This is a genomic window from Limnochorda sp. L945t (assembly GCF_035593305.1).
Classification (GTDB): domain Bacteria; phylum Bacillota; class Limnochordia; order Limnochordales; family Geochordaceae; genus Carboxydichorda; species Carboxydichorda subterranea.
Map to the genome: position 1 here is coordinate 882,945 of NZ_CP141615.1, position 21,260 is coordinate 904,204.

At 70.8% G+C, this 21,260-nt stretch carries 21 protein-coding genes; 19 read left to right on the forward strand and 2 right to left on the reverse strand.

Annotation, left to right across the window (positions count from 1 at the left end):
* The first annotated feature begins 90 nt into the window (after positions 1-90).
* From U7230_RS04045 to U7230_RS04055, 3 genes are read left to right on the forward strand one after another with little or no spacing between them, the layout of a single operon-like run.
* Positions 91-933: a sulfite exporter TauE/SafE family protein gene (locus tag U7230_RS04045; RefSeq protein WP_324717456.1), complete on the forward strand. Its 843-nt coding sequence runs from the start codon at positions 91-93 to the stop codon at positions 931-933.
* Positions 930-1,343 carry a DUF1634 domain-containing protein gene (locus tag U7230_RS04050; protein ID WP_324717457.1) on the forward strand — a complete coding sequence of 138 codons (414 nt, stop codon included), beginning with the start codon at positions 930-932 and terminating at the stop codon, positions 1,341-1,343. The genes U7230_RS04045 and U7230_RS04050 overlap by 4 nt, the downstream gene beginning before the upstream one ends.
* Positions 1,344-1,393: 50 nt before the next feature.
* Positions 1,394-2,155, forward strand: a complete 762-nt coding sequence (locus U7230_RS04055; protein WP_324717458.1) for a GntR family transcriptional regulator — start codon at positions 1,394-1,396, stop codon at positions 2,153-2,155.
* Here U7230_RS04055 and U7230_RS04060 read toward each other — a convergent pair.
* Positions 2,103-4,058, reverse strand: coding sequence for a glycoside hydrolase family 15 protein (locus U7230_RS04060; RefSeq protein ID WP_324717459.1), 1,956 nt, complete (start codon positions 4,056-4,058; stop codon positions 2,103-2,105). The two genes, U7230_RS04055 and U7230_RS04060, sit on opposite strands and share 53 nt — an antisense overlap.
* A gap of 334 nt (positions 4,059-4,392) precedes the next feature.
* On the opposite strand from U7230_RS04060, the gene U7230_RS04065 reads away from it, so the two are divergent.
* The 13 genes from U7230_RS04065 (at position 4,393) to U7230_RS04125 (ending at position 17,611) form a co-directional block, all read left to right on the forward strand.
* Positions 4,393-4,743 (forward strand): NADH-quinone oxidoreductase subunit A, encoded by a 351-nt coding sequence (locus tag U7230_RS04065; protein WP_324717460.1) that lies wholly within the window; start codon positions 4,393-4,395, stop codon positions 4,741-4,743.
* A complete protein-coding gene (locus tag U7230_RS04070) occupies positions 4,734-5,246 on the forward strand; it encodes an NADH-quinone oxidoreductase subunit B (RefSeq protein WP_324717461.1) in 513 nt (170 codons plus the stop codon). The genes U7230_RS04065 and U7230_RS04070 overlap by 10 nt, the downstream gene beginning before the upstream one ends.
* Positions 5,239-5,769, forward strand: a complete 531-nt coding sequence (locus tag U7230_RS04075) for an NADH-quinone oxidoreductase subunit C (RefSeq protein ID WP_324717462.1) — start codon at positions 5,239-5,241, stop codon at positions 5,767-5,769. The genes U7230_RS04070 and U7230_RS04075 overlap by 8 nt, the downstream gene beginning before the upstream one ends.
* 93 nt (positions 5,770-5,862) lie before the next feature.
* Entirely contained in the window at positions 5,863-7,017 is a 1,155-nt protein-coding gene (gene nuoD / locus U7230_RS04080) for an NADH dehydrogenase (quinone) subunit D (RefSeq protein ID WP_404980632.1), read from the forward strand.
* A gap of 6 nt (positions 7,018-7,023) precedes the next feature.
* On the forward strand, positions 7,024-7,638 hold the full coding sequence (locus U7230_RS04085; protein WP_324717464.1) for an NADH-quinone oxidoreductase subunit NuoE family protein: 615 nt from the start codon (positions 7,024-7,026) through the stop codon (positions 7,636-7,638).
* The gene (gene nuoF, locus U7230_RS04090) at positions 7,622-8,905 is read left to right on the forward strand and encodes an NADH-quinone oxidoreductase subunit NuoF (RefSeq protein ID WP_324717465.1); all 1,284 of its coding nucleotides are present in this window, start codon (positions 7,622-7,624) and stop codon (positions 8,903-8,905) included. The genes U7230_RS04085 and nuoF overlap by 17 nt, the downstream gene beginning before the upstream one ends.
* Complete coding sequence (locus U7230_RS04095; protein ID WP_324717466.1) at positions 8,902-11,391, forward strand: 2Fe-2S iron-sulfur cluster-binding protein; 2,490 nt, start codon at positions 8,902-8,904, stop codon at positions 11,389-11,391. The genes nuoF and U7230_RS04095 overlap by 4 nt, the downstream gene beginning before the upstream one ends.
* 37 nt (positions 11,392-11,428) lie before the next feature.
* Positions 11,429-12,394 (forward strand): NADH-quinone oxidoreductase subunit NuoH, encoded by a 966-nt coding sequence (gene nuoH / locus U7230_RS04100; protein ID WP_324717467.1) that lies wholly within the window; start codon positions 11,429-11,431, stop codon positions 12,392-12,394.
* Between the two features lie 38 nt (positions 12,395-12,432).
* Complete coding sequence (gene nuoI / locus U7230_RS04105; protein WP_324717468.1) at positions 12,433-13,098, forward strand: NADH-quinone oxidoreductase subunit NuoI; 666 nt, start codon at positions 12,433-12,435, stop codon at positions 13,096-13,098.
* Entirely contained in the window at positions 13,095-13,751 is a 657-nt protein-coding gene (locus tag U7230_RS04110; RefSeq protein ID WP_324717469.1) for an NADH-quinone oxidoreductase subunit J family protein, read from the forward strand. The genes nuoI and U7230_RS04110 overlap by 4 nt, the downstream gene beginning before the upstream one ends.
* 6 nt (positions 13,752-13,757) lie before the next feature.
* The gene (gene nuoK, locus U7230_RS04115) at positions 13,758-14,066 is read left to right on the forward strand and encodes an NADH-quinone oxidoreductase subunit NuoK (protein ID WP_324717470.1); all 309 of its coding nucleotides are present in this window, start codon (positions 13,758-13,760) and stop codon (positions 14,064-14,066) included.
* A gap of 19 nt (positions 14,067-14,085) precedes the next feature.
* Positions 14,086-16,065 carry an NADH-quinone oxidoreductase subunit L gene (nuoL, locus tag U7230_RS04120; protein ID WP_324717471.1) on the forward strand — a complete coding sequence of 660 codons (1,980 nt, stop codon included), beginning with the start codon at positions 14,086-14,088 and terminating at the stop codon, positions 16,063-16,065.
* A 52-nt stretch (positions 16,066-16,117) separates the two neighbouring features.
* Positions 16,118-17,611 carry an NADH-quinone oxidoreductase subunit N gene (locus U7230_RS04125; RefSeq protein WP_324717472.1) on the forward strand — a complete coding sequence of 498 codons (1,494 nt, stop codon included), beginning with the start codon at positions 16,118-16,120 and terminating at the stop codon, positions 17,609-17,611.
* 6 nt (positions 17,612-17,617) lie between these two features.
* Here the strand turns inward: U7230_RS04125 and U7230_RS04130 are convergent, their stop codons facing one another.
* On the reverse strand, positions 17,618-18,346 hold the full coding sequence (locus U7230_RS04130; RefSeq protein ID WP_324717473.1) for a DUF554 domain-containing protein: 729 nt from the start codon (positions 18,344-18,346) through the stop codon (positions 17,618-17,620).
* Between the two features lie 60 nt (positions 18,347-18,406).
* Here U7230_RS04130 and U7230_RS04135 point away from each other — a divergent pair, with 60 nt between their 5' ends.
* From U7230_RS04135 to U7230_RS04145, 3 genes are read left to right on the forward strand one after another with little or no spacing between them, the layout of a single operon-like run.
* Complete coding sequence (locus tag U7230_RS04135) at positions 18,407-19,423, forward strand: NAD-dependent epimerase/dehydratase family protein (protein ID WP_324717474.1); 1,017 nt, start codon at positions 18,407-18,409, stop codon at positions 19,421-19,423.
* Positions 19,420-20,499: an isocitrate/isopropylmalate dehydrogenase family protein gene (locus U7230_RS04140; RefSeq protein WP_324717475.1), complete on the forward strand. Its 1,080-nt coding sequence runs from the start codon at positions 19,420-19,422 to the stop codon at positions 20,497-20,499. The genes U7230_RS04135 and U7230_RS04140 overlap by 4 nt, the downstream gene beginning before the upstream one ends.
* A 40-nt stretch (positions 20,500-20,539) precedes the next feature.
* A complete protein-coding gene (locus tag U7230_RS04145; RefSeq protein ID WP_324717476.1) occupies positions 20,540-21,235 on the forward strand; it encodes a metal-dependent hydrolase in 696 nt (231 codons plus the stop codon).
* Positions 21,236-21,260 lie beyond the last annotated feature (25 nt).

The window sequence follows — 21,260 nt, forward strand, 5'->3', positions numbered from 1 at the left end:
CCGTGGGGGATGTCAAGCCGCAGCGGGCATTGCGGGGAGGTACGCCATGGAGGTATTCTGGTAGTGACCAGTGAGCAAAGGAGGGTACCCTTGGGCTTCGACCCCCTCTCCTTCCTGACCGTTTTCGGCCTTTCCATCGCGGCCGGTTTCATCGGATCGCTCCTGGGCCTGGGCGGCGGGATCATCGTGACGCCCGTGCTCACCACCGGCCTGGGTTACAACATCCGCCACGTCATCGGGGCGTCGCTCGTCTCCGTCATCGCCACGTCCAGCGGGGCGGCGGCCGCCTACGTCAAGGACCGGCTCACCAACCTGCGCATCGCGATGTTTCTGGAGATGGCAACGACCCTCGGAGCCATCGGCGGCGCATACGTCTCGGGACTCTTGCCGGTCCGGGCCCTTTACGTGCTGTTCGGGGTGTTGTTGGTGTACTCGGCCTACGGGATGTTCCAGCGGCGCCACGTCGAGGGGGCCGGCAGGGTGCCCGAGAGTGCCTGGGCGCGGCGGCTGCGGCTGGAGGGTCGCTATCACGACGAGACCTCGGGCAAGACCATCGAGTACCGGGCGGGGCGCCTGGGCGGCGGCTTCGCGGTCATGCTGGGGGCCGGCGGCCTTTCCGGGGTCCTGGGCATCGGCTCGGGGGTCTTCAAGGTGCTGGGGATGGACATGGTCATGGGGCTGCCCATCAAGGTCTCGACGGCCACGAGCAACTTCATGATCGGCGTGACCGCGGCCGCAGGGGCCGGGGTGCACTTCGCGCGGGGCAACGTGCATCCGGGCATCGCGGCGCCCGTGGCGCTCGGCGTGCTGGTCGGCGCCTGGGCGGGCAGCAAGCTGTTGCCCCGGTTGCCCGGGCGTTTCCTGCGCTACGCCTTCGTGCCCCTGCTCGTCTACATGGGTCTGGAGATGATCTGGAAAGGGGTCGTCCCGTGAGAGCCGGAGGGAGCGAAGCGGCGAGCCGGGCCGGCGGCCGCCCGGTGGCCCGGGTCGAGCGGGCGTTATGGGACATGGAGACCGTCATCAGCCGCATCCTTCAGCTGGGAGTGCTGGTGAGCGCGGCCGTGATCGCGGCCGGTGTGGCGGTATGGGCCATCACCGACACCGGCGGGTACCCCGACGGGCGGTTTCCCACGACCCCTGCCGGCGTCCTGGCAGGGGTGGCTCACCTCAGGGCCCTCGCCATCATCCAGCTCGGCCTGGTGCTCCTGGTGCTCACCCCCGTTTTCCGGGTGGGGGCGTCGGTCCTGGTCTTCGCCCGCGAGCGTGACCGTACGTTTACCGTGATCACCAGCGTGGTGTTCGCGCTCTTGCTCATGAGCCTGCTGTTGGGCGTCATGGAGTGATCGGCCCGGTGAGCGGAGCGGCGGCTCGAAGCTCGCCCGGGGAGAGCAGGATGGAGCCGGTCGTCCGCGGAGCGGCGCTGCCGCTTTACCACCAGTTGCATCAAGCGCTGCGCCGGCGCATTACGGAAGGCGAGTGGAAACCCGGCTTCAGGCTGCCGGGCGAACGGGAGCTCATGCGGCTGTTCGGGGTGAGCCGCACGACGGTGCGCCAGGCGCTGGACGCGCTCGAGGCGGATGGATTGATCGAGCGCCGCCACGGTCAGGGCACCTTCGTGGCCTCTCAGCCGGTCCTGGCGCATCTGGCAGTGTTGCGGGGGTTCACGGAGGAGCTGCGGGAGCAGGGGCTCCCGTTCGAGGTGCGGGTGCTCCAGGCGGGTTGCGTGCCGGCGCCGCCAGAGGCGGCGCGGGCGCTCGGGATCGAGCCGGGCGAGGAGGTCGTGCAGATCAGCAGGGTCGTGTGGCTGGGAGGGGAGCCGCTGTTCACCGACGACAGCTTCCTCCTGCCCGCCCAGGGCCGGCTGGTGGCCTCCGCCGAACCGGACCTCACCATCTACTCGGCACTGGAGTCCATCGGGTATCCGGTGGCGAGCGGGGAGCAGACCGTCGAGGCGGCGCCGGCCGGCGCCGCCGAGGCCGACCGGCTGCGGGTGCGAAGAGGCCGGCCGGTGCTCCTCATCCGTCGGGTGGCCCGCCTGGTGGATGGGACGCCCGTGGAGTTCAGGCGGGTCGCCTACCGGGGCGATCGCTACCGCTACCGGATTACCCTGGTTCGTACAGCTCGTACAGAGCGTGGATCAGTTCCTCGTGGCTGAAGGCCTGGGGGAAGTTGCCCCACTGCCGCCCGGTCGCCGGATCGTGGTGCTCGCCCATGAGCCCCAGGGGGTTGGCCCCTTCCAACAGGCGATCGAGGAGCGCCACGGCCTGCCTGTCCCGGCCCATCCGGTGCAGGGCCCGCACCATCCAGAAGCCAGCCATGTAAAACGGCAGGGCGCCGTCCCCGAACCGCAGCAGCCCTTCTCCGCCCCGGGCGGCCGAAGGCGCCCGCACGGTGAGGCCCCCCTCCGCCGGGGAACGGTGCATCGCCTCGATGGTGGCGACGAGGCGAGGATCTCGGGCGTCGGCGAGGTGCCACAGAAGGGGCGTCAGCACCGAGATGTCGAGCACCTGAGACTCGTCGGGGCCTTGCGGGGTGAACAACCGCATCAGCGCCCCGCGACGGGCCGACCACGCATGGTCTAGCGCCTGGCGGGCGATCTCCCGGGCCAGCCCTTCCCACCGCCGGGCCGCCTCTTCTCCCGTGCCCGCTCTTCGGGCCAACCGCGCGGCGCTGGCCAGGGCCACGGCGGCCATGGACGTCCCGTGCACCCAGTGGCCGGTGAACTCCCGCAGCTCCCAGATGCCGCTCTCGGGCATGCGCCAGTGCGCTTCGACCCACAGGGCCGCCCGCTTGACCATGTCCCACGTCTCCCACAGCAGCTGTTGGTCGCCCGTGAGCTCCACGTGGGCCTGCACGCCCCACAAGACGTTGCCCTCGTTGTCGAGCTGCAATTGGTGGGCAGCGGCGTTGCCGAAGCGAACGGGACGCTCGCCTCCGGGCCCGCTCAGCTCCGGCGCGTCGAACTCCACCGGAAGCCGCCCGTCCACCGCATAGAGGGGCTGGGACCAGTGACCGTCGGCCGCCTGGAGGCGCGCCGCGAACCGGTAGAAGGCGCGGGCCTCCCGGTGGAACCCCGCCCGGTCCAGCGCCCAGGCCGTCCACGCCCCGTCTCGCAGCCAGGTGAACCGGTAGTCCCAGTTGTCCGAACCGCCCGGCGTGGCGGGCCACGAGGCGGTGGGAGCCGCCACGATGGCACCTGTCTCGGGGTAGGTGAGCAGGCGCAGCGTGAGCAAGGAGCGCCGGAAGGCCGCGAGGTGCCCGGGGCTCATGCCCTGCGGGACCACGGCGCGACTCAGCCACTCCCGGGACTCACAAACGCCCTCCTCGGGCGACAGGCGGCTCAGGGCAGCAGCAGCGGAGCGCGCCTGGTCGACGGTGCGCCCGTAGCCGACGGCGAGGCGCGCGACCGGCCGCAGGCCGTCGAGGAGCGGATGAGGAGGAGCGGGTCGGCCGGGATCCCAGGAGCCGGCCGGTTTCCACCGGATCTCGAGCGTGCCGGTGCCGGGCTCCCACGACGCCTGCGGGGGGGCGCTCGTGCTCCCGGGCGCCAGGGCGAAGGCCATGGCCGCTTCAGGGGAGTCTTCGGTGAGCAGCGCCGCGGGATCCCCGCCGGCCGCCGCCCAGCGGCCGGCCACGGCGGCACGGGTGACGGTGAGGCGCAACACCAGGGACTCGAGGGGCGAAGGGGCGGAGGCCCACACCTCCCGAACCAGGGCAGGCTTGCCCCAGGGCATGAAGTCCACCGCGGCAACGGCGCCGCCTCCCGCCTTCCACCGGGTGACGAGGACCGTACTGCCGTCGTAGTACGCCTGGCGCGCTCCGGCCAGGCGGGAAGAAAGAGAGCGGGGCGACGCAGGGGTAACGTCGAGCATCCCGCCGCGGGAGGGATCGAGGGCTCGCGCCAGCACCGGGTGGCCGTCCACCCTCGGCAGGCACCACCAGGTCACGGCGCCGGTGCGAGCGATGATCGCGACCGTTTGGCCGTTGCCCACCACCCCGGCGTCCGCCGGGTCCTCGGCGGGGCTCGGCGCGGGGGCTGGCGCTGGAAAGGCTGTCACGGCCGGCTGCATGCCACCTTCACGTCCAGGACTGGCGGGTCCCTACGCCACGCCTGCCTTCCGCTCCTCTCTCGCAGCAGAGGAGGAAAAGCGGGGACCCTTCGGGAACCTTCGGGATGACCCGGCGCGTTGCATGGTCCGGAGCCGTCGTTTATACTTTGCCAGAGGCGAAGACGGGGCTCGTTCGGCGATCGGATGCGGTGGCACGGCCACGGGATCGCCGCTTTTATTGAGGGTTTTTAGTGCTGATTATCACAAACTGCCGCCCGGGAGAGCCGGCCCCTGGAGAGCCGGGTCGCCGGGAGGGGCGGGGTACACGGGGGGCTTGCGATCGGTGGAGGCCTACGGGGCGCTGTCCATCTACCTCGCGGTGGTCCTCGTCGTCACGGCCACGATCAGTCTCCTGGCCGCTCGCGTGGGACCCCGGCGTCCGGATCCGGTGAAGGCAGAAGCCTACGAAAGCGGCTACCCGACGCCTCCCTTGCTCGGCCGTTTCTCCGTCAAGTTTTACGTGGTCGCCATGCTCTTCGTCATCTTCGACGTGGAGACGGTCGCGTTCTACCCCTGGGCCATCCAGGTGCGCCACCTGGGAGGGTACGGTCTGGCCGTCATGGGGCTGTTCCTCCTGATCCTGGCCATCGGGGATGCGTACGTCTGGAGAAAGGGAGGATTCGAGTGGAAGTAGTCAGCCAGCCCTTTTTCCTGACCACCGTCGACCGGTTCGCCCGATGGGCCCAGCGGTCGTCCATCTGGCCGCTCACCTTCGGGCTGGCCTGCTGCGCCATCGAGATGATGAATCTCGTCTCGCCGCGCTACGACGCCGCGCGCTTCGGGGCCGAGGTGTTCCGGGCCTCGCCCCGGCAGGCGGATCTCATGATCATCTCCGGCCGGGTATCGCACAAGATGGCGCCCGTCATCCGGCGGCTGTACGCCCAGATGCCCGATCCCAAGTGGGTGCTGGCCATGGGGGCGTGTGCGTCCAGCGGCGGCATCTTCGACAACTACGCCATCGTCCAGGGCGTCGACCAGATCATCCCGGTGGACGTGTACGTCCCGGGGTGCCCGCCGACGCCCGAGGCGGTACTGGACGCCATCTTGAAACTCCAGGAGCGCATCCGCACCGTGGACCCGAAGGCGGGCCTGCGGGACGCCCGGGCGCCGGAAAGGCAGACGACCGCCCGTGGCTGACGAGCTGCTGCAGCGCCTCGCCGAGCGATGGCCGCAAGACGTCGAGCTCTTGGCGTCTTCGCCCGACACGCCGGTGCTGCGGGTGAGGGCCGGGGCCCTCAAGGAGGTGGCGCGCTTCTTGCGGGAACAGGGCTACCGGATGCTCCTGGACGTCGGAGGCGTCGACTACCTGGGCCACCGGCCGGCGGAGGAGCGCTTCGAGGTCGTGTACCACCTCCTCGATGTGCAAGAGCGCCGGCGGCTGCGGCTGAGGGTGCCGCTACCGGCACAGGATCCACGCCTGGATACGGTGAGCGACCTGTGGCCCTCGGCCAACTGGGCGGAGCGTGAGGTGTTCGACCTGTTCGGCATCCGCTTCGAGGGGCATCCCAACCTGAAGCGCATCTTGATGCCCGACGACTGGCAGGGCCACCCCCTGCGCAAGGATTACCCGCTGCGGGGGCCGGAGCGGTCCCGGCAGCCGCAGGCGCTCAGGAGCCGGTTTGCACCGCTCAAGCTGGGAGCGGAGGAAGACGGGCGTTGAACGGCCATGCATGAGACGACGAAGCACGACGTCCAGGATCGCCGGCAGGGGCTCGGAGAGTCCCTCTGGATCGACGAGGTCCAGCAGGAGCGCATGACGGTCAGCGTGGGGCCGCACCATCCCAGTACCCACGGCGTGCTGCGCCTGATCCTGGAGCTGGATGGAGAAACCATCACGGACGCCGAGGCCGAGATCGGCTTCTTGCACACCGGCATCGAGAAGCACGCGGAGCACCTCACCTGGCAGCAAGCCATCACGGTGCTCGACCGGATGGATTACCTCTCCCCGCTGTCCAACAACCTCGGCTACGTGCTGGCCGTAGAGAAGCTCCTCGGGGTGGAGCCGCCCCGGCGCGCCCAGTACGTGCGCGTCTTGCTCACGGAGCTCCAGCGTATCGCCAGCCACCTGGTCTGGCTTGCCACCCATGCCCTGGACCTGGGGGCGCAGAGCATCTACTTTTACGGTTTCGACATGCGCGAGGGCATCCTCGACATCTTCGAAGAGGTGTCGGGCGCCCGGATGAATCCGAGCTACTTCCGGGTCGGCGGGCTCGCGCAGGACGTCACGCCCGGCTTCGTGCGAATGGTGGACGCCTACCTGCGTGCGTTCCCCCGCCGCATGGGAGAGCTGCGGGCCATCCTGGACGAAAACCCGATCTGGCTCGCCCGGGTGCGCAGAACGGGGGCCGTCACGCCGGAACAGGCGCTCGCCTGGGGGTTGACCGGCCCCAACTTGCGGGCGTGCGGGGTCGGCTACGACGTGCGCAAGGCGTTTCCGTACAGCGCTTACCAGGAGTTCGACTTCGAGGTGCCCCTGGGCGAGCACGGCGACGTGTACGACCGGTACCTCGTCCGCATGGCGGAGATGGAGCAAAGCGCCCGCATCGCCCGCCAGGCGCTGGACGGCTTGCCCGAGGGGCGGTACCGGGTCGAGGATCCCAAGCTGTCGCTGCCTCCCAAGGAGGAGGTCCGGCGCAGCATGGAGGCGCTGATCCATCACTTCAAGCTGGTCTCTTACGGGTTCGACGTGCCGGCAGGCGAGGTCTACCAGGCGGTGGAAAGCCCCCGGGGGGAGATCGGCTTCTACGTGGTCTCGGACGGCGGCAACCGGCCGATGCGGGTGCGGGTCCGGCCCCCATCGTTCTACAACACGCAGGCGATCCCCCTCATCATCCGGGGCCACCTGGTGGCCGACATGGTGGCCATCATCGCCAGCATCGACCCGGTCTTCGGAGAGGTGGATCGTTGAGCCGCCATGGCGCCACAGTGGGCTCGTGACGAGTCGGCGGTGAACGAGATCCTGTCCCGCTATCCGGACAAGCGGTCGGCCATCATGCCGCTGTTGCACCTGGCCCAGGAGCAGCGGGGTTACCTCGACCGTGAGGACATCGACGCCGTCGGGGAGATCCTCGATCTCACGCCCGCTCAGGTCGAGTCGGTCGCCTCTTTCTACAGCCTGTTCTTGCGCAGGCCGGAGGGACGCTACACCCTCACCGTCTGCGGCAACCTGGCCTGCGCCCTCGGCGGGGCGAGGGAGCTGGTGGGGTATCTGCAGCGGCGGCTGGGGGTCGAGGCCGGCGAGACCACGGGCGACGGCATGTTCACGCTGAAGGTCACCGGGGAGTGCCTGGCCGCCTGCGATCAGGCGCCGGTCTTGCAGGTCAACGGTTACTACGTGCACCGGGCCACCCCGGAGCGGGTGGACGCCCTCATCGAGGCGCTGAAGGATGGGGTGCCGCCGGCCCGGCTGGCCGACAAGGCCACGTTGCCCGGCGAGGCGACCCGGGTGCCGGCAACGCCGGCGATCTCTCCCAACGGGCAAAGGCCGGTGGCGGAGCGGAAGGGACCGGACGATGAGCCAGACCTTTGAGCCGGTACTGACGGCCGGCATCGGCAAGGTGGCCCTCGAGGCCATCGAGGGGTACGAGGCGCAAGGGGGCTACCGGGCCCTGCGGCGAGCGGTCCGGGAGCTCAGCCCGGAGCAGGTGCACAAGGAGGTGAGCGACTCGGGCTTGCGGGGCCGGGGCGGCGCCGGTTTCCCGACGGGGCGCAAGTGGAGCTTCCTGCCCAAGGACGGGCGTCCCCGCTACCTGATTTGCAACGCCGACGAGAGCGAGCCGGGGACGTTCAAGGACCGGCTGCTCCTGGAGCGTAACCCTCACCTGGTCATCGAGGGGATCATGCTGGCCGGGTACGCCATCGGGGCCGCGAAGGCGTTCATCTACCTGCGGGGAGAGTTCCGCCAGGCGTACGAGGTGCTCTCCCGGGCGTTGGCCGAGGCGAGGCAGCGGGGCTACGTCGGTTCCCGGGTGCTGGGATCGGACTTTTCCCTGGAAATCGTGGTGCACCGGGGCGCCGGCGCCTATATCTGCGGCGAGGAGACGGGTCTGCTCAACTCCCTCGAGGGGCGCCGGGGCGAGCCGAGGCTCAAGCCGCCGTTCCCTGCGGTGGTGGGGTTGTACGGCATGCCCACCGTGGTCAACAACGTGGAGACGCTCGCCTGCATCCCGTCGATCGTCGACCGGGGGGCGAGGTGGTTCGCCTCCATCGGCACGCCCACGAGCCCGGGCCCCAAGATCTTCTCGGTCAGCGGCCGGGTGCGCCGGCCGGGCAACTACGAGCTGCCTCTCGGCGTCCCGTTGCGCACGCTGCTGTTCGACGTCGCGGGGGGCCTGGAGCCCGGCCGCCGGGTCAAGGCCGTCCAGCCCGGGGGCGGTTCGTCCGCCGTCCTGACCGAAGCGCAACTGGACGTGCCGCTGGACTACGAGTCCATCGCCAAGGCGGGCTCGATGCTGGGATCGGGGGCGGTCATCGTCCTCGACGACCGGGACTGCATCGTGCAAGCGGCCCGGATCCTCGCAGAGTTTTACGCCCACGAGTCGTGCGGGCAGTGCACGCCGTGCCGGGAGGGGCTCCACTGGGCGGCCCGGATCCTGGCTCGCATCGAGGCCGGGCGGGGGCGGCCCGGGGACATCGAGGTCCTCCAGAGCCTTCCGGGCAACATCGCCGGCCGCACCATCTGCCCGCTGTCGGACGCGGGCGTCGGTTTTCTCCAGTCGAGCCTCAAGTACTTCATGGACGAATACCGGGCCCACGTGACGCTGGGCCGGTGCGTCCGGGAGGCAGTGGTGGCATGAACGGCGCCGCCGGAGCAGCTCCTGCGCAACTTCGCGTGACCATCGACGGCCGCACGGTCGAGGTGCCCCCCGGTACCCTGATCGTCGAGGCGGCGCGCCGCGCGGGGATCCCCATCCCGGTCTTCTGCTACCATCCGAAGTTGAAGCCCGCGGGCGTGTGCCGGATGTGCCTGGTCAAGGTCGAGAAGATGCCCAAGCTGGTGACCGCCTGCACCACGCCCGTAGCCGAGGGCATGGTCGTGGACACCCGCCACCCGGAGGTGCAGGAGGCCCAGCGCAGCGTGCTCGAGTTCCTGCTCCTCAATCACCCGCTGGATTGCCCGGTGTGCGACAAGGGCGGCGAGTGCGAGCTCCAGGACCTGACGTTCAGGTACGGCCCGGGTGCAAGCCGGCTCTACGACGCCAAGGTCCGCAAGCCGAAGGCGGTGCAGCTGGGGCCGTTCGTGGTGCTCGACCAGGAGCGGTGCATCCTGTGCCGGCGGTGCGTGCGATTCGACGACGAGGTGGCTCACGAGGGCCAGCTCGTCATCGCGGAGCGAGGGCACCATGCCGAGGTGGCAACCGCCGGCGGAGAGCCGTACGCGCACTACTTCACCGGCAACACGATCGAGCTTTGCCCGGTGGGCGCGCTCACCTCGGAGCCGTACCGGTTCCGGGCACGGCCGTGGGACCTGGCTCCGGTGGCCTCCGCCTGCACCCTTTGTTCGGTGCACTGCCCGGTACGGCTGGACTTCCGGCACGGGCAGCTGGTGCGGGTGGTCTCGCAGGGAGCACCGGAGGACCATCTGTTCGGGGCCCGGGGATTGATGCAGGCGTATCACACTCCTGCCGAGGACGTTGCCGGGGCCAGGGGCATGGGATGGCTGTGCGACCGGGGCCGGTTCAACTACCGGTGGGCGCAGTCCGCGGATCGGCTCTCGACGCCTCTCGCCGGGCGCGGGAGCGCCAGGCGGGCGATGCCCTGGGACGAGGCGATCGAGGAAGCGGCCCGCGCGATCCGGGAGGCGGTGGCCACCGCGGGGCCCGGGAGCGTGGCCATCGTCGGCGGGGGCCGGCTCATGGCGGAGGAGGCGGCCGCCCTGCGAGCGCTGGCCGATGCCGTGGGCACCCCCCATCGCGATCACCGGACCGGGGATCAGGCCGTCGCGTCGCTGGCGACGCCCTCGGGACGGGCCGGCCGCATGGAGGCCGTGGGCCGCGCCGGGATCGTTGTCGTGGTGGGGCAACCTCCGGTCGAACGAGCCCCCGTGCTCGATCTCGCCGTGCGGCAGGCGGCCGGCGCCGGTGCCGCGGTTTTCTCGATCGGGCCGGTCGACCCGTCGTACCGCGGGCAGGCGGTGCGGCATACCTGGGCCGCCGGCGGTGCGGAGACGAGAGCGGCCATCGAAGCCATCAGGTCTCAGGTAGTCGAGGCCGTCGCCAGGGCCGTCCGGGAAGGGCGCAACGCCACGGCTGCCATCGTGTGGGACGGCAAAGGTGCCTGGGACGGGTCGGCCGCCGTGGCCGGGGAGGCGCTCCTCGATCTGGCGGGGCGGCTGGAGGAGGCCGGGGCAGAGGTGCACGTGCTCGTCCCCGGAGAGCAACCCCAGAGCCGGGCAGCGGAAGCCACCGGCCTGCTCCCGGGTCGAGGTGGGCTCGACACCGCCGGGATCCTGGCGCGGGCGGCGCGCGGCGAGTTGCGGGTGCTGTACCTGGTGGGAGCCAACCTGCTCGAGACTTTCCCGGATCGGGCCCTGGTGGAGAAGGCCCTGGAAGCGACGCCGGCGGTCATCGTGCAGGACCTCTTCCTGACCGCCACGGCCGAGCTCGCCACGCTGGTGCTCCCGGCCGTCCCGGCGTGGATGCGCGACGGGACGCTCGTGGACATGGACGGCACGGTGCACCGGATGGAGGCGGCCCTGGATGCTGGGGCCGACGGGGGCCGCCCCGACGCCGCCATCATCGAAGCGATCGCCTCCCGCTTGGGAGCCCGGAGCTCGTCCGGACCGCACGGGAAGGGCGCGAACGGCTGGTGGAGTGGCCGGGACGTCGACGTCGCCGGAGAGGCCCTGGGCGCCCTCGCGCCGCAAGAGGCCCGGGCCCTGTGGGGCGGGCGGGCGCATGCGGCGGAGCCGCGGGACGGCAAGGCGCCGGGTGGGCCGGAGAGCGGGCTGCGGGTCGTGGTGCTCGACCGGCTGATGGTGGGCGGGGGCACGGCGGCCCATGACGAAGCTTTCACGCCGAAAGTGCACCGCCAGGGCGTGACGTTGCACCTGCACCCGGAGGATGCCCGGCGGCTGGGCGTGGCGGGCGGTGAGCCCGTGACCCTGGCCACCGCGCACGGCGCCGTGACAGGCCACGTGGCGGTGGACCGGGCGGTGGGGCCCGGCCTGGCCGGCGTGGAGCCTCACGGTCCCGGAAGCGGCGTGAACCGCCTGGTGGCGGTGGGGGATCGTCACCCGGTGGTGACGGCGGTGCAGGTGATCGCCGGAGAGGTGGTGCGCTGACATCCCGGCCATGACCTCCTGGGGCGTCGTCTTGGGGTTGGCTGCCAAGTCGCTGATCCTGGTGCTGTTGCTCCTCGGGACCTTCGCCTACCTGATGCTCTTCGAGCGCAAGATCCTGGGCTTTTTCCAGTTTCGCCTGGGCCCCAACCGCACAGGGCCGTGGGGGCTGCTGCAGCCCGTGGCCGACGGGGTCAAAGCGCTCATCAAAGAGGACGTGATCCCGGCCGAGGCGGACCGGCTGATCTACCTGCTGGCACCGGGCATCAGCCTCTTCATGGCGCTGGCGGCGTACGCGGTCATTCCCGTGGGGCCACCGGTGCATATCGGGCGCTACACCGTCCCGCTCAGCATCGCCGACCCGGGCGCGGGCATCCTGGTGCTGCTCGCGTTCACGTCGCTCGGCATCTACGGGGTCGCCCTGGGCGGCTGGGCGTCGCAGAGCAAGTACGCGCTGCTGGGCGGGCTGCGGGCGAGCGCGCAGCTCATCAGCTACGAAATCGCCATGGCCATGAACCTGCTGGCCGTGCTGGTGATGGCCGGTTCGCTGCGGCTGTCGGACATCGTGGCGGCGCAGTCGCCGTACCCGTACGCGCTGGTCCAGCCGCTCGGCTTCGTCATCTACCTGATCACGGCGAGCGCCGAGGTGGCCAGGGCTCCGTTCGATCTCCCCGAGGCGGAGACGGAGCTGGTCGCCGGCTACCACACGGAGTACAGCGGGCTGCGCATGGCCATGTTCGTCATGGCCGAGTACGTCAACCTGATCACGCAGGCGAGCCTGGTCACGTTGCTGTACCTGGGAGGGTGGGCCGGGCCGTCGTGGTTGCCCGGCGTCGTGTGGTTCTTGTTGAAGCTCGGGGCCGTGCTGTTCTTCTTCATCTGGGTGCGGGCCACGGTACCCCGGCTGCGCTACGACCAGCTGATGGCCCTGGGTTGGAAGGTCCTGCTGCCGCTGTCGGTGGCCAACTTGCTGGCGTACGCCGGGTGGGCCGCCCTGGCCGGCTGACGCGGCGACAACGGTTGGAAGAGGGGAGCGATCGGGGGATGGCAGCGCCGGTTGAGCGGGTGCCTCCGGAGGCCGGGGCCCGAGCGTGGAAGGTCGCCCGCGGGCTGGCCAAGGGCTTTGGCACGACCCTGCGCATCCTCTGGCAGCGCAAGCACACCATCCAGTACCCGGACAGGCGCCGGGAGAGGAGCGCGCGCTTCCGCGGCCGCCACGAGCTGCGCCGCTACGCCAACGGGCAGGAGATGTGCGTGGGCTGTGAACTCTGCCAGGTGGCCTGCCCGGCCAATGCGATCACGGTCTACGCTGCGGAGAACGACCCCCGGCATCCCCACTCGCCCGGAGAGCGGTACGCGTTTGCCTACGAGATCGACATGTTGCGATGCATCTATTGCGGGCTGTGCGAAGAGGCGTGCCCGACGGGGGCCTTGCATCTGACGCAGGAGTACGAGATGGCCGCGTTCAGCCGGGATGCACTCGTCTACGGGCGGCGGATCTTGGTCGACCGGGAGGCGACGGAGTTCACCGTGCCGGAGGTCGTCTACCCTCCCTTCGAGGGGCGGCGACCTCCGGAAGCGCCGGAGGCCGGCCGTGAGAGGGCAGGCGTGACGGCTCCCGCCGGCGAGCAAGAGGCGCAGCGAGCGCTGTCGCGCCGGCAGGACGCCGGCTCCTGCGTGCCGGAGGAGAGGCGGGCCGTCGCGTCATGACGCTGGTCTTCGTGGCTGCGGCCGCGGTCGCGGTGGCGGGGGCGTTGGGCGTGGTGGCGGCCCGCACGCCGGTCCACGGCGTGCTCGCCATGCTGGTCAACTTTGCGGGGCTCTCGGCCCTGTACCTGACCCTGCAATCCGAGTTCCTGGCCATCGCCCAGATCATCATCTATGCCGGTGCCGTCATGGTGTTGTTCGTCTTCGTCATCACCATCCTGAGCGCCCGCAACCGGCCCGTGGAGACGGAGGTCGATCCACTGGCGCTGCAGCTGCCGCTGGCGCTGGCCACCGTGGGCGCCCTCGTGGCGGCGGTCTTGTTGAGGGTCCTCGGGCCGGGCGACCGGGCAGCCGGAGCCGGGGGGACGGTTACCTGGGTGGCCGCGCCGGAAGGATACGGCGGCGTGGCGGAGTTCGGCCGCACCCTCCTGCAGGGCTTTCCTTTCGAGCTCGAGGTGGCGGGGCTCGTCCTGCTCGTGGCCATGGTCGGCGTGATGGTGATCGTGGGCCGCCGGCGCGAGGCGGCGCAACCGGAAGATGGTCGGCAGGATGCCCGGGGTCTCGAGCCGGCGGCCGCCGCGCAGCCGCCTGAGGGGCAAGGCCTGGCGGTCGCACCCGCCGGTTCTACGACGCACGGCGCGGGGGAGAAGAGGTAGAGGGTCATGCCGGGGGCTCCTGTCGAAGCATACATGGCCGTGGCGGTGGTCCTGTTCGGCATCGGCGGGCTCGGGGTCCTGGTCCGCCGGTCGCCGCTCGCCATGCTCATGTCGGTGGAGGTCATGTGGAACGCGGCCGGCCTGGCCTTTCTCGCTTATGCCCGTCACCTGGGAGAGCCTTCGGGGCAGGTGATGGCCTTCCTGGCCATGACGGTGGCGGCGGCGGAGGCGGCCATCGGGCTTGCGCTCATCGTGACCATCTTCCGTGCCCGGCGGCACGTGGACGCCGACGACGTGCGGCAGTTGAACGGGTGAAGGGGCGGGCGCGGCAGGCATGCTGACATCCCCCTGGCTTGCAGCCATCGTGGCATTCCCGCTGGCGGGGGCGCTGGTGCTGGCGTTGGCCGGACGGCGCTGGAGCCGCCGGGCGGTGGCGTGGGTCGCCAATGGTGCGGTGGCCCTGGCGTTTGCGAGCGCCGTGGTGGCGCTGGTGGGCTACCTGTCCCATGGCTCGCCCCCGGAGCATGTGCCCCTGGTTTGGCGCATCGGCGAATGGTGGACGGGCACGGGGCCGGCGGTCGCAGGCGGGACGCCGGCGGATCGGCTCGGCCTGGGCCTCTTGGGTGACGGGCTATCGCTCTGGTTCGTCCTGATCGTGACAGGCGTGGGGCTGCTGATCCACATCTACTCGGTGGGGTACATGGCCGAGGATCCGAGTTTCGGGCGCTACTTCGCCGAGCTCAACTACTTCATCTTCGCCATGAGCCTGCTGGTGCTCGCCGACGGCTTGTTGCCCATGCTCATCGGTTGGGCCAACGTGGGCCTCGCCTCGTACCTGCTGATCGGCTTCTGGCATCAACGGGCCGATGCCCGGGCGGCCTCGATCAAGGCGTTTCTCGTGACCTTGGGCGGGGAGATCGCCATCGTCGTGGCGTCGGCGTGGCTGTGGGACCAGACCGGGGCGCTCGACTTCGTCACGCTGTTCCAGCGCCTCGGCGGCGTGCCCCAGGAGACGCTGACGGCCATCGGGCTGCTCTTGCTGTGGGGGGCGGCGGCCAAGTCGGCGCAGCTCCCGTTGCACGTGTGGCTGCCCGACGCGATGGCCGGCCCCACACCGGTGAGCGCCTTGATCCACGCCGCCACGATGGTGACCGCAGGGGTCTACCTCACGGCCCGCATGTACCCCGTCTACGCGGCAGCGCCGGCGGCATCGCAGGCGGTCGCATGGGTGGGAGCGCTGTCGGCGCTGTTCGGCGCGCTCGTGGCCTGCGGGCAGACCGACATCAAGCGGATCCTGGCCTACTCCACGATGAGCCAGATCGGCTACATGTTCCTGGGCGTGGGGCTTCAGGCCCAGATGGCCGGCGTGTTCCACTTCTTCACGCAGGCGTTTTTCAAGGCTTTGCTGTTCCTGGCGGCGGGCCTGGTGATCCACTACCTCGGGGGCGAACAGGACGTCCGCCGCATGGGCGGCCTCGCAGGCAGGCTGCGGCTCGCCTACGTGGCGTACGGGGTGGGCGCCCTGGCCATGGCGGGCATCCCGCCGTTCTCCGGATACTTCAGCAAAGAGGCGATCCTGGAGCAAGCCTGGGAGCAGGGCGCCGTCTGGTTGTGGGCCCTCGCGGTGGCAGCGGCGGGGTTGACGGCCTTCTACTCGGGCCGCATGGTCGCGCTGATCTTCACGGGCCCGCAGGGTAGCGCGGTGCGGGCACGGGTCGGCAGGCCCGCCCATCACGAGCCCGGGGCCACGACCCGGGCCATGGCGGTGCCGGTGGCCATCCTGGCGGCGTTGGCGGCGGTGGCCGGCTGGGTCTGGATACCGGGACGCGTGGAGTGGGCACCTGCTGTGCTGGGTTCGGTCTTCCGCGGCCTCCAGGAGGGCGCCGGAGCGTCCGGCGTGCAGCCGGCGGCCGAGGTTGCCGCCCACGGGGTGCCGGCGGCGGTGGCGTGGCTACCGGTACTGGTGGCCCTGGCATCCGGCGGCGCCGGTCTGTGGGTCTATGGCCCCGGGCGAGGGGCCGCGGGCAGCCGCCCGCGGGCACCGGCATGGGTGGCCGCGGCCTGGGCGGCAGGGTTGTACGTGGATGCCGCGTACGCCCGGGTCATCGTCCGGCCGGCGCTGGCCGTCAGCCGCTGGGCCGAGTCAGTCGTCGAAACCGAGGGCGTGGACGGGAGCGTCAACGGCGTGGCAGCCCTGGCCGCGCTGGTCAGCCGGTGGCTGGGACGGCTCCAGAGCGGCTTCGTACGCCGGTACGCGCTGGCGGTGCTGGCCGGCGCGGCAGTGGTCGTCATCTGGGTGGTGGCCGGCCTTTGAGGCGCCGGTGCGTCATGGCATGGGTGGACGCGGATGAGGTGAGATCGTGGACGTGAGCCAGCTTTTTCCGGCCGGGGCGACTCCCAGCCTGATCCTGGCGGCCGGAGCGCTCCTGGTGCTCGGGATCGAACTCGCCGCTCCGGGGCGACGGGCGGCCGCCATCAATACGGGCATCGTGCTGGTCAGCCTGGCAGCAGCAGCCGTCTCGCTGTGGCTCGTGGGCGGTGCGGCGCTGGCCCAGCCGCCCACGCCGGCCGGGGCGGGGGTCGGGACCGGCGTGCCCGGTCCGGCGCGGCTTGCCCTGGATGGGTTGGCCCGTGTGGCGACCGGTGTGGTGGTGGCAGGCGGGCTCGTGGGTGTGGCCATCTCCGTGCCGGTCCTGGACCGCCACGAGCCGGCCGGCTTTTATGCGTTGTTGCTCCTGGCTGCGGCGGGCATGGGCCTGTTGGCCTCCGCCACGACGCTGCCCGGGCTCTTCCTGGGGCTGGAGCTGCTCTCCCTGAGCCTGTACGTGCTGGTCGCGTACCGGCGGCGGGACCCCCGGGCTCAGGAGGCGGCCTTCAAGTACTTCCTGCTGGGGTCGCTCGCCTCCGGCGTGTTGCTCTTCGGCATGGCGCTGGTCTACGGCGCCACGGGGACCCTGTCGCTACAAGGGTCGGAGGCGCCGGCGCAGGGGGCCTTCCGGACCGCCGCGGGAGGCTTCGCCCTCATCCTGGTGGGGCTCGCTCTGAAGCTCGCCCTGGCTCCGTTCCACTTCTGGGCGCCGGATGCGTACGAGGGAGCCACGCTGGGCGTCACCGCCTTCATGTCGGTGGCGACCAAGGCGGCGGCGTTCGCGGCCCTTCTCCGGGTCGCGACGGCGGCTCCTCCCGCCGCTCACGCCCCCCTGTGGGCGCTGGCGGCGCTCAGCATGCTGGTGGGCAGCCTGGGGGCGCTCCGCCAGCGGGAGCTGCGGCGGCTGATGGCTTACTCCGGGATCGCCAACGCCGGGTACCTGCTCATCGGCCTCCCCCACTTCACCGGGGACGGGATAGCGGCCGGCCTCTTCTACCTCGGCGCCTACGCCCTGATGAACCTCGGCCTCTTCGTCTCGGCCTCCATGCTGGCGGGGGTACGCAGCGAGTACCCGCTGGATGCCCTGAGAGGGCAAGCGGCCTCTCAGCCGCTCGCCGGTTGGACGGCCGCCGTTTTTCTCCTGGCCCTGGTGGGCATGCCGCTTACCGGCGGCTTCGTCGGCAAGGTGCTGCTGGTAGGGGCGGCCGTCCGTGAGGGAGCCGCGTGGCTGGCGCTGGTGCTGGCGGTTTCGACGGCGGTGCTGGCCTACCCGTACCTGACGCTGGCCTACTCCATCGTCGCGGGGCGTCCTGCTGCCCGGGGCACCGGGGTCGTGGCCGATGGCGGCAGGGGGGCGGCGGTCGGGGCGGCCGGACCTCGCCGGGCGCTCGCCCTTCTGGCCGCTTTGCTCGCCGTGGGGACCGTGGCGCTGGGCATCTGGCCCGAGCCTCTGCTTGCGGTCGCCCGCACGGCGCTCTCCCTGCCCGGCTGAACGGCTTCAGGGCAGGCCAAGCGCCCGCCACAGCCACGCCAGCAGGGGCGCCAGGGCCAGTGCCGGCAGGAGATTGCCGGTGCGTACGCGGGCGGCCTCCAGCAGGTTGAAGCCGATGCCCGCGATGACGAGGCCTCCGGCGGCGGAGATCGCCGCCAGAGAGACGGGGTCGAGGGCCCGGCCGGCGATGGCGCCCGCGGCGGTCAGCGCTCCCTGGTAGACGAGGATCGTGCCGGCCGACAGCAGCACGCCCGGCCCGAGGGTGGCGGCGAAGGCGGTGGAGGCGATGCCGTCCATGACGGCCTTGGTCAGAAGCACCCGGTAGTCGCCGAACATGCCGTCGTTGAAGCTTCCCACGACCGTCATGGGGCCCACCACGAAGAGCAGGCTGGAGGCGACGAAGGCACGGGCGAAGTGGCCGTCCTGCTGGCCCCAGCGCCGCTCGACGGCCTCTTCGACCCGCCGTCCCATGCGCTCGAGCCACGCCTCGATACCGGCCCGATCCCCCAGGTAGCCTCCGAGGGCGAGACTCAAGAGAATCGGCAGGAGGGAGACGCGCTCGGGCTCGCCGGTGACCAGGGCCTCCCAGGCCATCTGGATCCCGACGAACAGGGTGACGAGCCCGACGCCCTGCATGGCCGCCGTCGTGCCGTCCCGGGACAGGCGCTTGCGGAGCACGAGCCCGATGGTGCTGCCTGCGATCACGGTGCCCACGTTGACCAGGGTGCCCGTCATGGGACGGGGGTTTCGCTATCATGGAGGGGATGTCCTCGCCCGAGGGGGGGGTGACGGGGCGTGACCGGGCCGCAGAAGGTCCAGCGGATCGTGGTGACGGGAGGAACGGGTTTCGTGGGGCGCTCCGTGGTCCGGGCGCTTGCTCGCCGCGGGGTACGGCTGACGCTCTTGCGGCGTCCCGGCCCCGAGCGCTACCGCTCCCGGGAGGGCAATCGCATCCTGGCCGAGGTCGCCGCCTCCGGGGGGCGCTTGGTGGACGGTGACGTGCAGGACCTGGGGGCACTTTCCGAGGCGATGGCGGACGCGCAGGTCGTCGTCCACCTGGTGGGCATCATCCGGGAGTTCCCCTCCCGGGGCATTACGTTCGACCGCGTCGTGACCGCGGGCACCCGCAACGTCGTCGCCGCCGCCCGCAAGGCGGGCATCCGGCGGTTCGTCTTGATGAGCGCCCTTGGGGCGCAGCCCGGCGACCTCCTGCCTTACCTGCGTACCAAGGCCGAGGCGGAGCGGGCGGTGCTGGACGCGGCGTTCCCGGAGACGGTTGTCTTCAGGCCGTCGGTGATCTACGGCCCCGGCGACGGGTTCGTCGGGATGCTGGCGCGCATGTTGCGGCGCTTCCCGGTCTTTCCCATCTTTGGGGACGGCGCCTTTTGGCTGCAGCCGGTGCCGGTGTGGGTTGTGGGGGAGGCGTTCGCTCAGGCCGCCGCAGCTCCGCTGCCTCGCGAAGGTGCGGCGCTGCCACCTCGCCTCTACGAAGTGGGCGGCGCGGACCGGATCCGCTACGACCAGTTGCTGAGGGCCGTCGCCACCCGGGTGCGGGCGTCCGTGCGGTTCGTCCACGTGCCCATGGCCATGGCCCGCCTCGTCGCGCGCCGGGGATCGCCTGCCCTTCGTGCCGCTCACGAGCCAGCAGCTGGCGATGCTGGTACGGGGCAGCGTGGCCGACGCCGCCCCGTTTTACCGGGATTTCGAGGTGCCGCGGGTGCGCTTCGAAGAAGGCATTCGCGCCTACGAACTGTAAATCCAACCCGGCGTGAATCTCATCACTGCCAGCCAAGGGAGGTCAAGCAACGTTGAAACACACCATAACATTGATTCCCGGCGACGGAACCGGCCCCGAGATCGCCGAGGCGACGCGGCGGGTGCTGGATGCCACCGGCGTCGCCATCGAGTGGGAGGTGGTGGAGGCCGGGGCGGAGGTCATGGAGCGCTACGGGACGCCGCTGCCCCAGGAAGTCCTGGACTCGGTGCGGCGCAACAAGGTGGCGCTCAAGGGGCCGATCACGACTCCCATCGGCACCGGGTTCCGCTCGGTCAACGTGGCCTTGCGCCAGGAGCTGGGGCTGTACGCGTGCGTTCGCCCGTGCAAGCTTTACAAAGGGGTGCGGTCGCGCTACGACCGGGTCGACCTGGTCATCGTCCGGGAGAACACCGAAGACCTGTACGCCGGCGTGGAGTGGGACCTCGGCACCCCGCAGGCCCGCCAGATCATCGAGATGAGCCAGGGGAAGATCCGGCCCGACTCGGCCATCTCCATCAAGCCGATCTCCGAGACGGGCAGCCGCCGGATCATCCGCTACGCGTTCGAGTACGCGCTGGCCAACGGCCGCCGCAAGGTGACGGCCGTGGCCAAGGCCAACATCATGAAGTACACCGACGGGCTCTTCTTCCGGGTGGGGCGGGAGGTGGCCCGGGGGTACGAGGGACGGATCCAGTACGAAGAGATGCTGGTCGACAACATGAGCATGCAGCTGGTGCAAAAGCCCGAGCTGTACGACGTGCTCGTGTTGCCCAACCTGTACGGGGACATCCTGTCCGACCTGGCCGCAGGGCTGGTGGGGGGCCTTGGGGTCGCGCCGGGGGCCAACATCGGGGACGAGTACGCGGTTTTCGAGGCCATTCATGGGTCGGCGCCCAAGTACAAGGGGCAAAACAAGGTCAACCCGACGGCGCTCATCCTGTCGGGTATGCTCATGCTGCGGCACCTGGGGGAGAAGGAGGCCGCCGACCGGTTGGAGCGGGCCGTGGCGCACGTCATCGCCGAGGGCCGCTTCGTGACTTACGATCTCAAGCCTCGCCGTGACGACCCGACGGCCGTGGGCACGAAGGAGATGGCCGACGCCATCGTTGCCGCGCTCGAGGCCGGGGTCTAGGGGACCAGCGGCGGGCGTACAGGGAGGGGACGACCAGGCCATGCAGGTGAGGTTCTGGGGGCATGCCTTCGTCGAGGTGACGGGAGGTCACGGCACCATCCTCATCGACCCGTTCGTCACCGGCAACCCTTTGGCCGAGAAGGCGGGGGCGCGGCCCGAGCAGTTCCGGCCCAGGGCCATCCTGCTGACGCACGGCCACGGCGACCACCTGGGTGATGCGGTGGCCATCGCCAAACGCAGCGGCGCCACCATCGTGGCTCCGTACGAGCTGGCCATGCTGTGCCGGGCCAGGGGCGCCAGCGTGCATCCCATGCACATCGGCGGCAGCCGCCCGTTCGAGTGGGGGTGGGTGAAGCTGACGCCGGCGTGGCACGGGTCAGGAGCCGAGGAGGGGGATCGGGTCGTCTACACCGGCAACCCGTGCGGGTACCTGCTGCGCGTCGACGGCAAGACCCTGTATCATGCGGGTGACACGGGGCTCTTCGGCGACATGGCCCTCATCGGCGAGCGCCACCCCATCGACGTGGCCCTGTTGCCCATCGGGGACAACTTCACCATGGGGCCCGAGGACGCGGCCTACGCCGCCCGGCTGTTGAAGCCCAGGCTCGCGGTGCCGATCCACTACGGGACCTTCGACGTGCTGGTGCAGGATCCGGCGCCTTTCGTCGAGGCGGCCCGCCAGCAGGGCGTCGAGGTGCGGGTACTGCAGCCGGGGGCAAGCCTGCAGGTGGCCTGAAGAGCACGGGCCGCCGCCTTGCCGC

Excerpts from the sequence above, each read along its gene's own strand:
- U7230_RS04055 (WP_324717458.1), top strand. The coding sequence starts at position 1,394 with ATGGAGCCGGTCGTCCGCGGAGCGGCGCTGCCGCTTTACCACCAGTTG.
- nuoD (WP_404980632.1), top strand. The coding sequence starts at position 5,863 with ATGACGGTCAGCGTGGGGCCGCACCATCCCAGTACCCACGGCGTGCTG.
- U7230_RS04085 (WP_324717464.1), top strand. The coding sequence starts at position 7,024 with ATGGCGCCACAGTGGGCTCGTGACGAGTCGGCGGTGAACGAGATCCTG.
- nuoF (WP_324717465.1), top strand. The coding sequence starts at position 7,622 with ATGAGCCAGACCTTTGAGCCGGTACTGACGGCCGGCATCGGCAAGGTG.
- U7230_RS04095 (WP_324717466.1), top strand. The coding sequence starts at position 8,902 with ATGAACGGCGCCGCCGGAGCAGCTCCTGCGCAACTTCGCGTGACCATC.
- nuoI (WP_324717468.1), top strand. The coding sequence starts at position 12,433 with ATGGCAGCGCCGGTTGAGCGGGTGCCTCCGGAGGCCGGGGCCCGAGCG.
- U7230_RS04110 (WP_324717469.1), top strand. The coding sequence starts at position 13,095 with ATGACGCTGGTCTTCGTGGCTGCGGCCGCGGTCGCGGTGGCGGGGGCG.
- nuoK (WP_324717470.1), top strand. The coding sequence starts at position 13,758 with ATGCCGGGGGCTCCTGTCGAAGCATACATGGCCGTGGCGGTGGTCCTG.
- nuoL (WP_324717471.1), top strand. The coding sequence starts at position 14,086 with ATGCTGACATCCCCCTGGCTTGCAGCCATCGTGGCATTCCCGCTGGCG.
- U7230_RS04130 (WP_324717473.1), bottom strand. The coding sequence starts at position 18,346 with ATGACGGGCACCCTGGTCAACGTGGGCACCGTGATCGCAGGCAGCACC.
- U7230_RS04145 (WP_324717476.1), top strand. The coding sequence starts at position 20,540 with ATGCAGGTGAGGTTCTGGGGGCATGCCTTCGTCGAGGTGACGGGAGGT.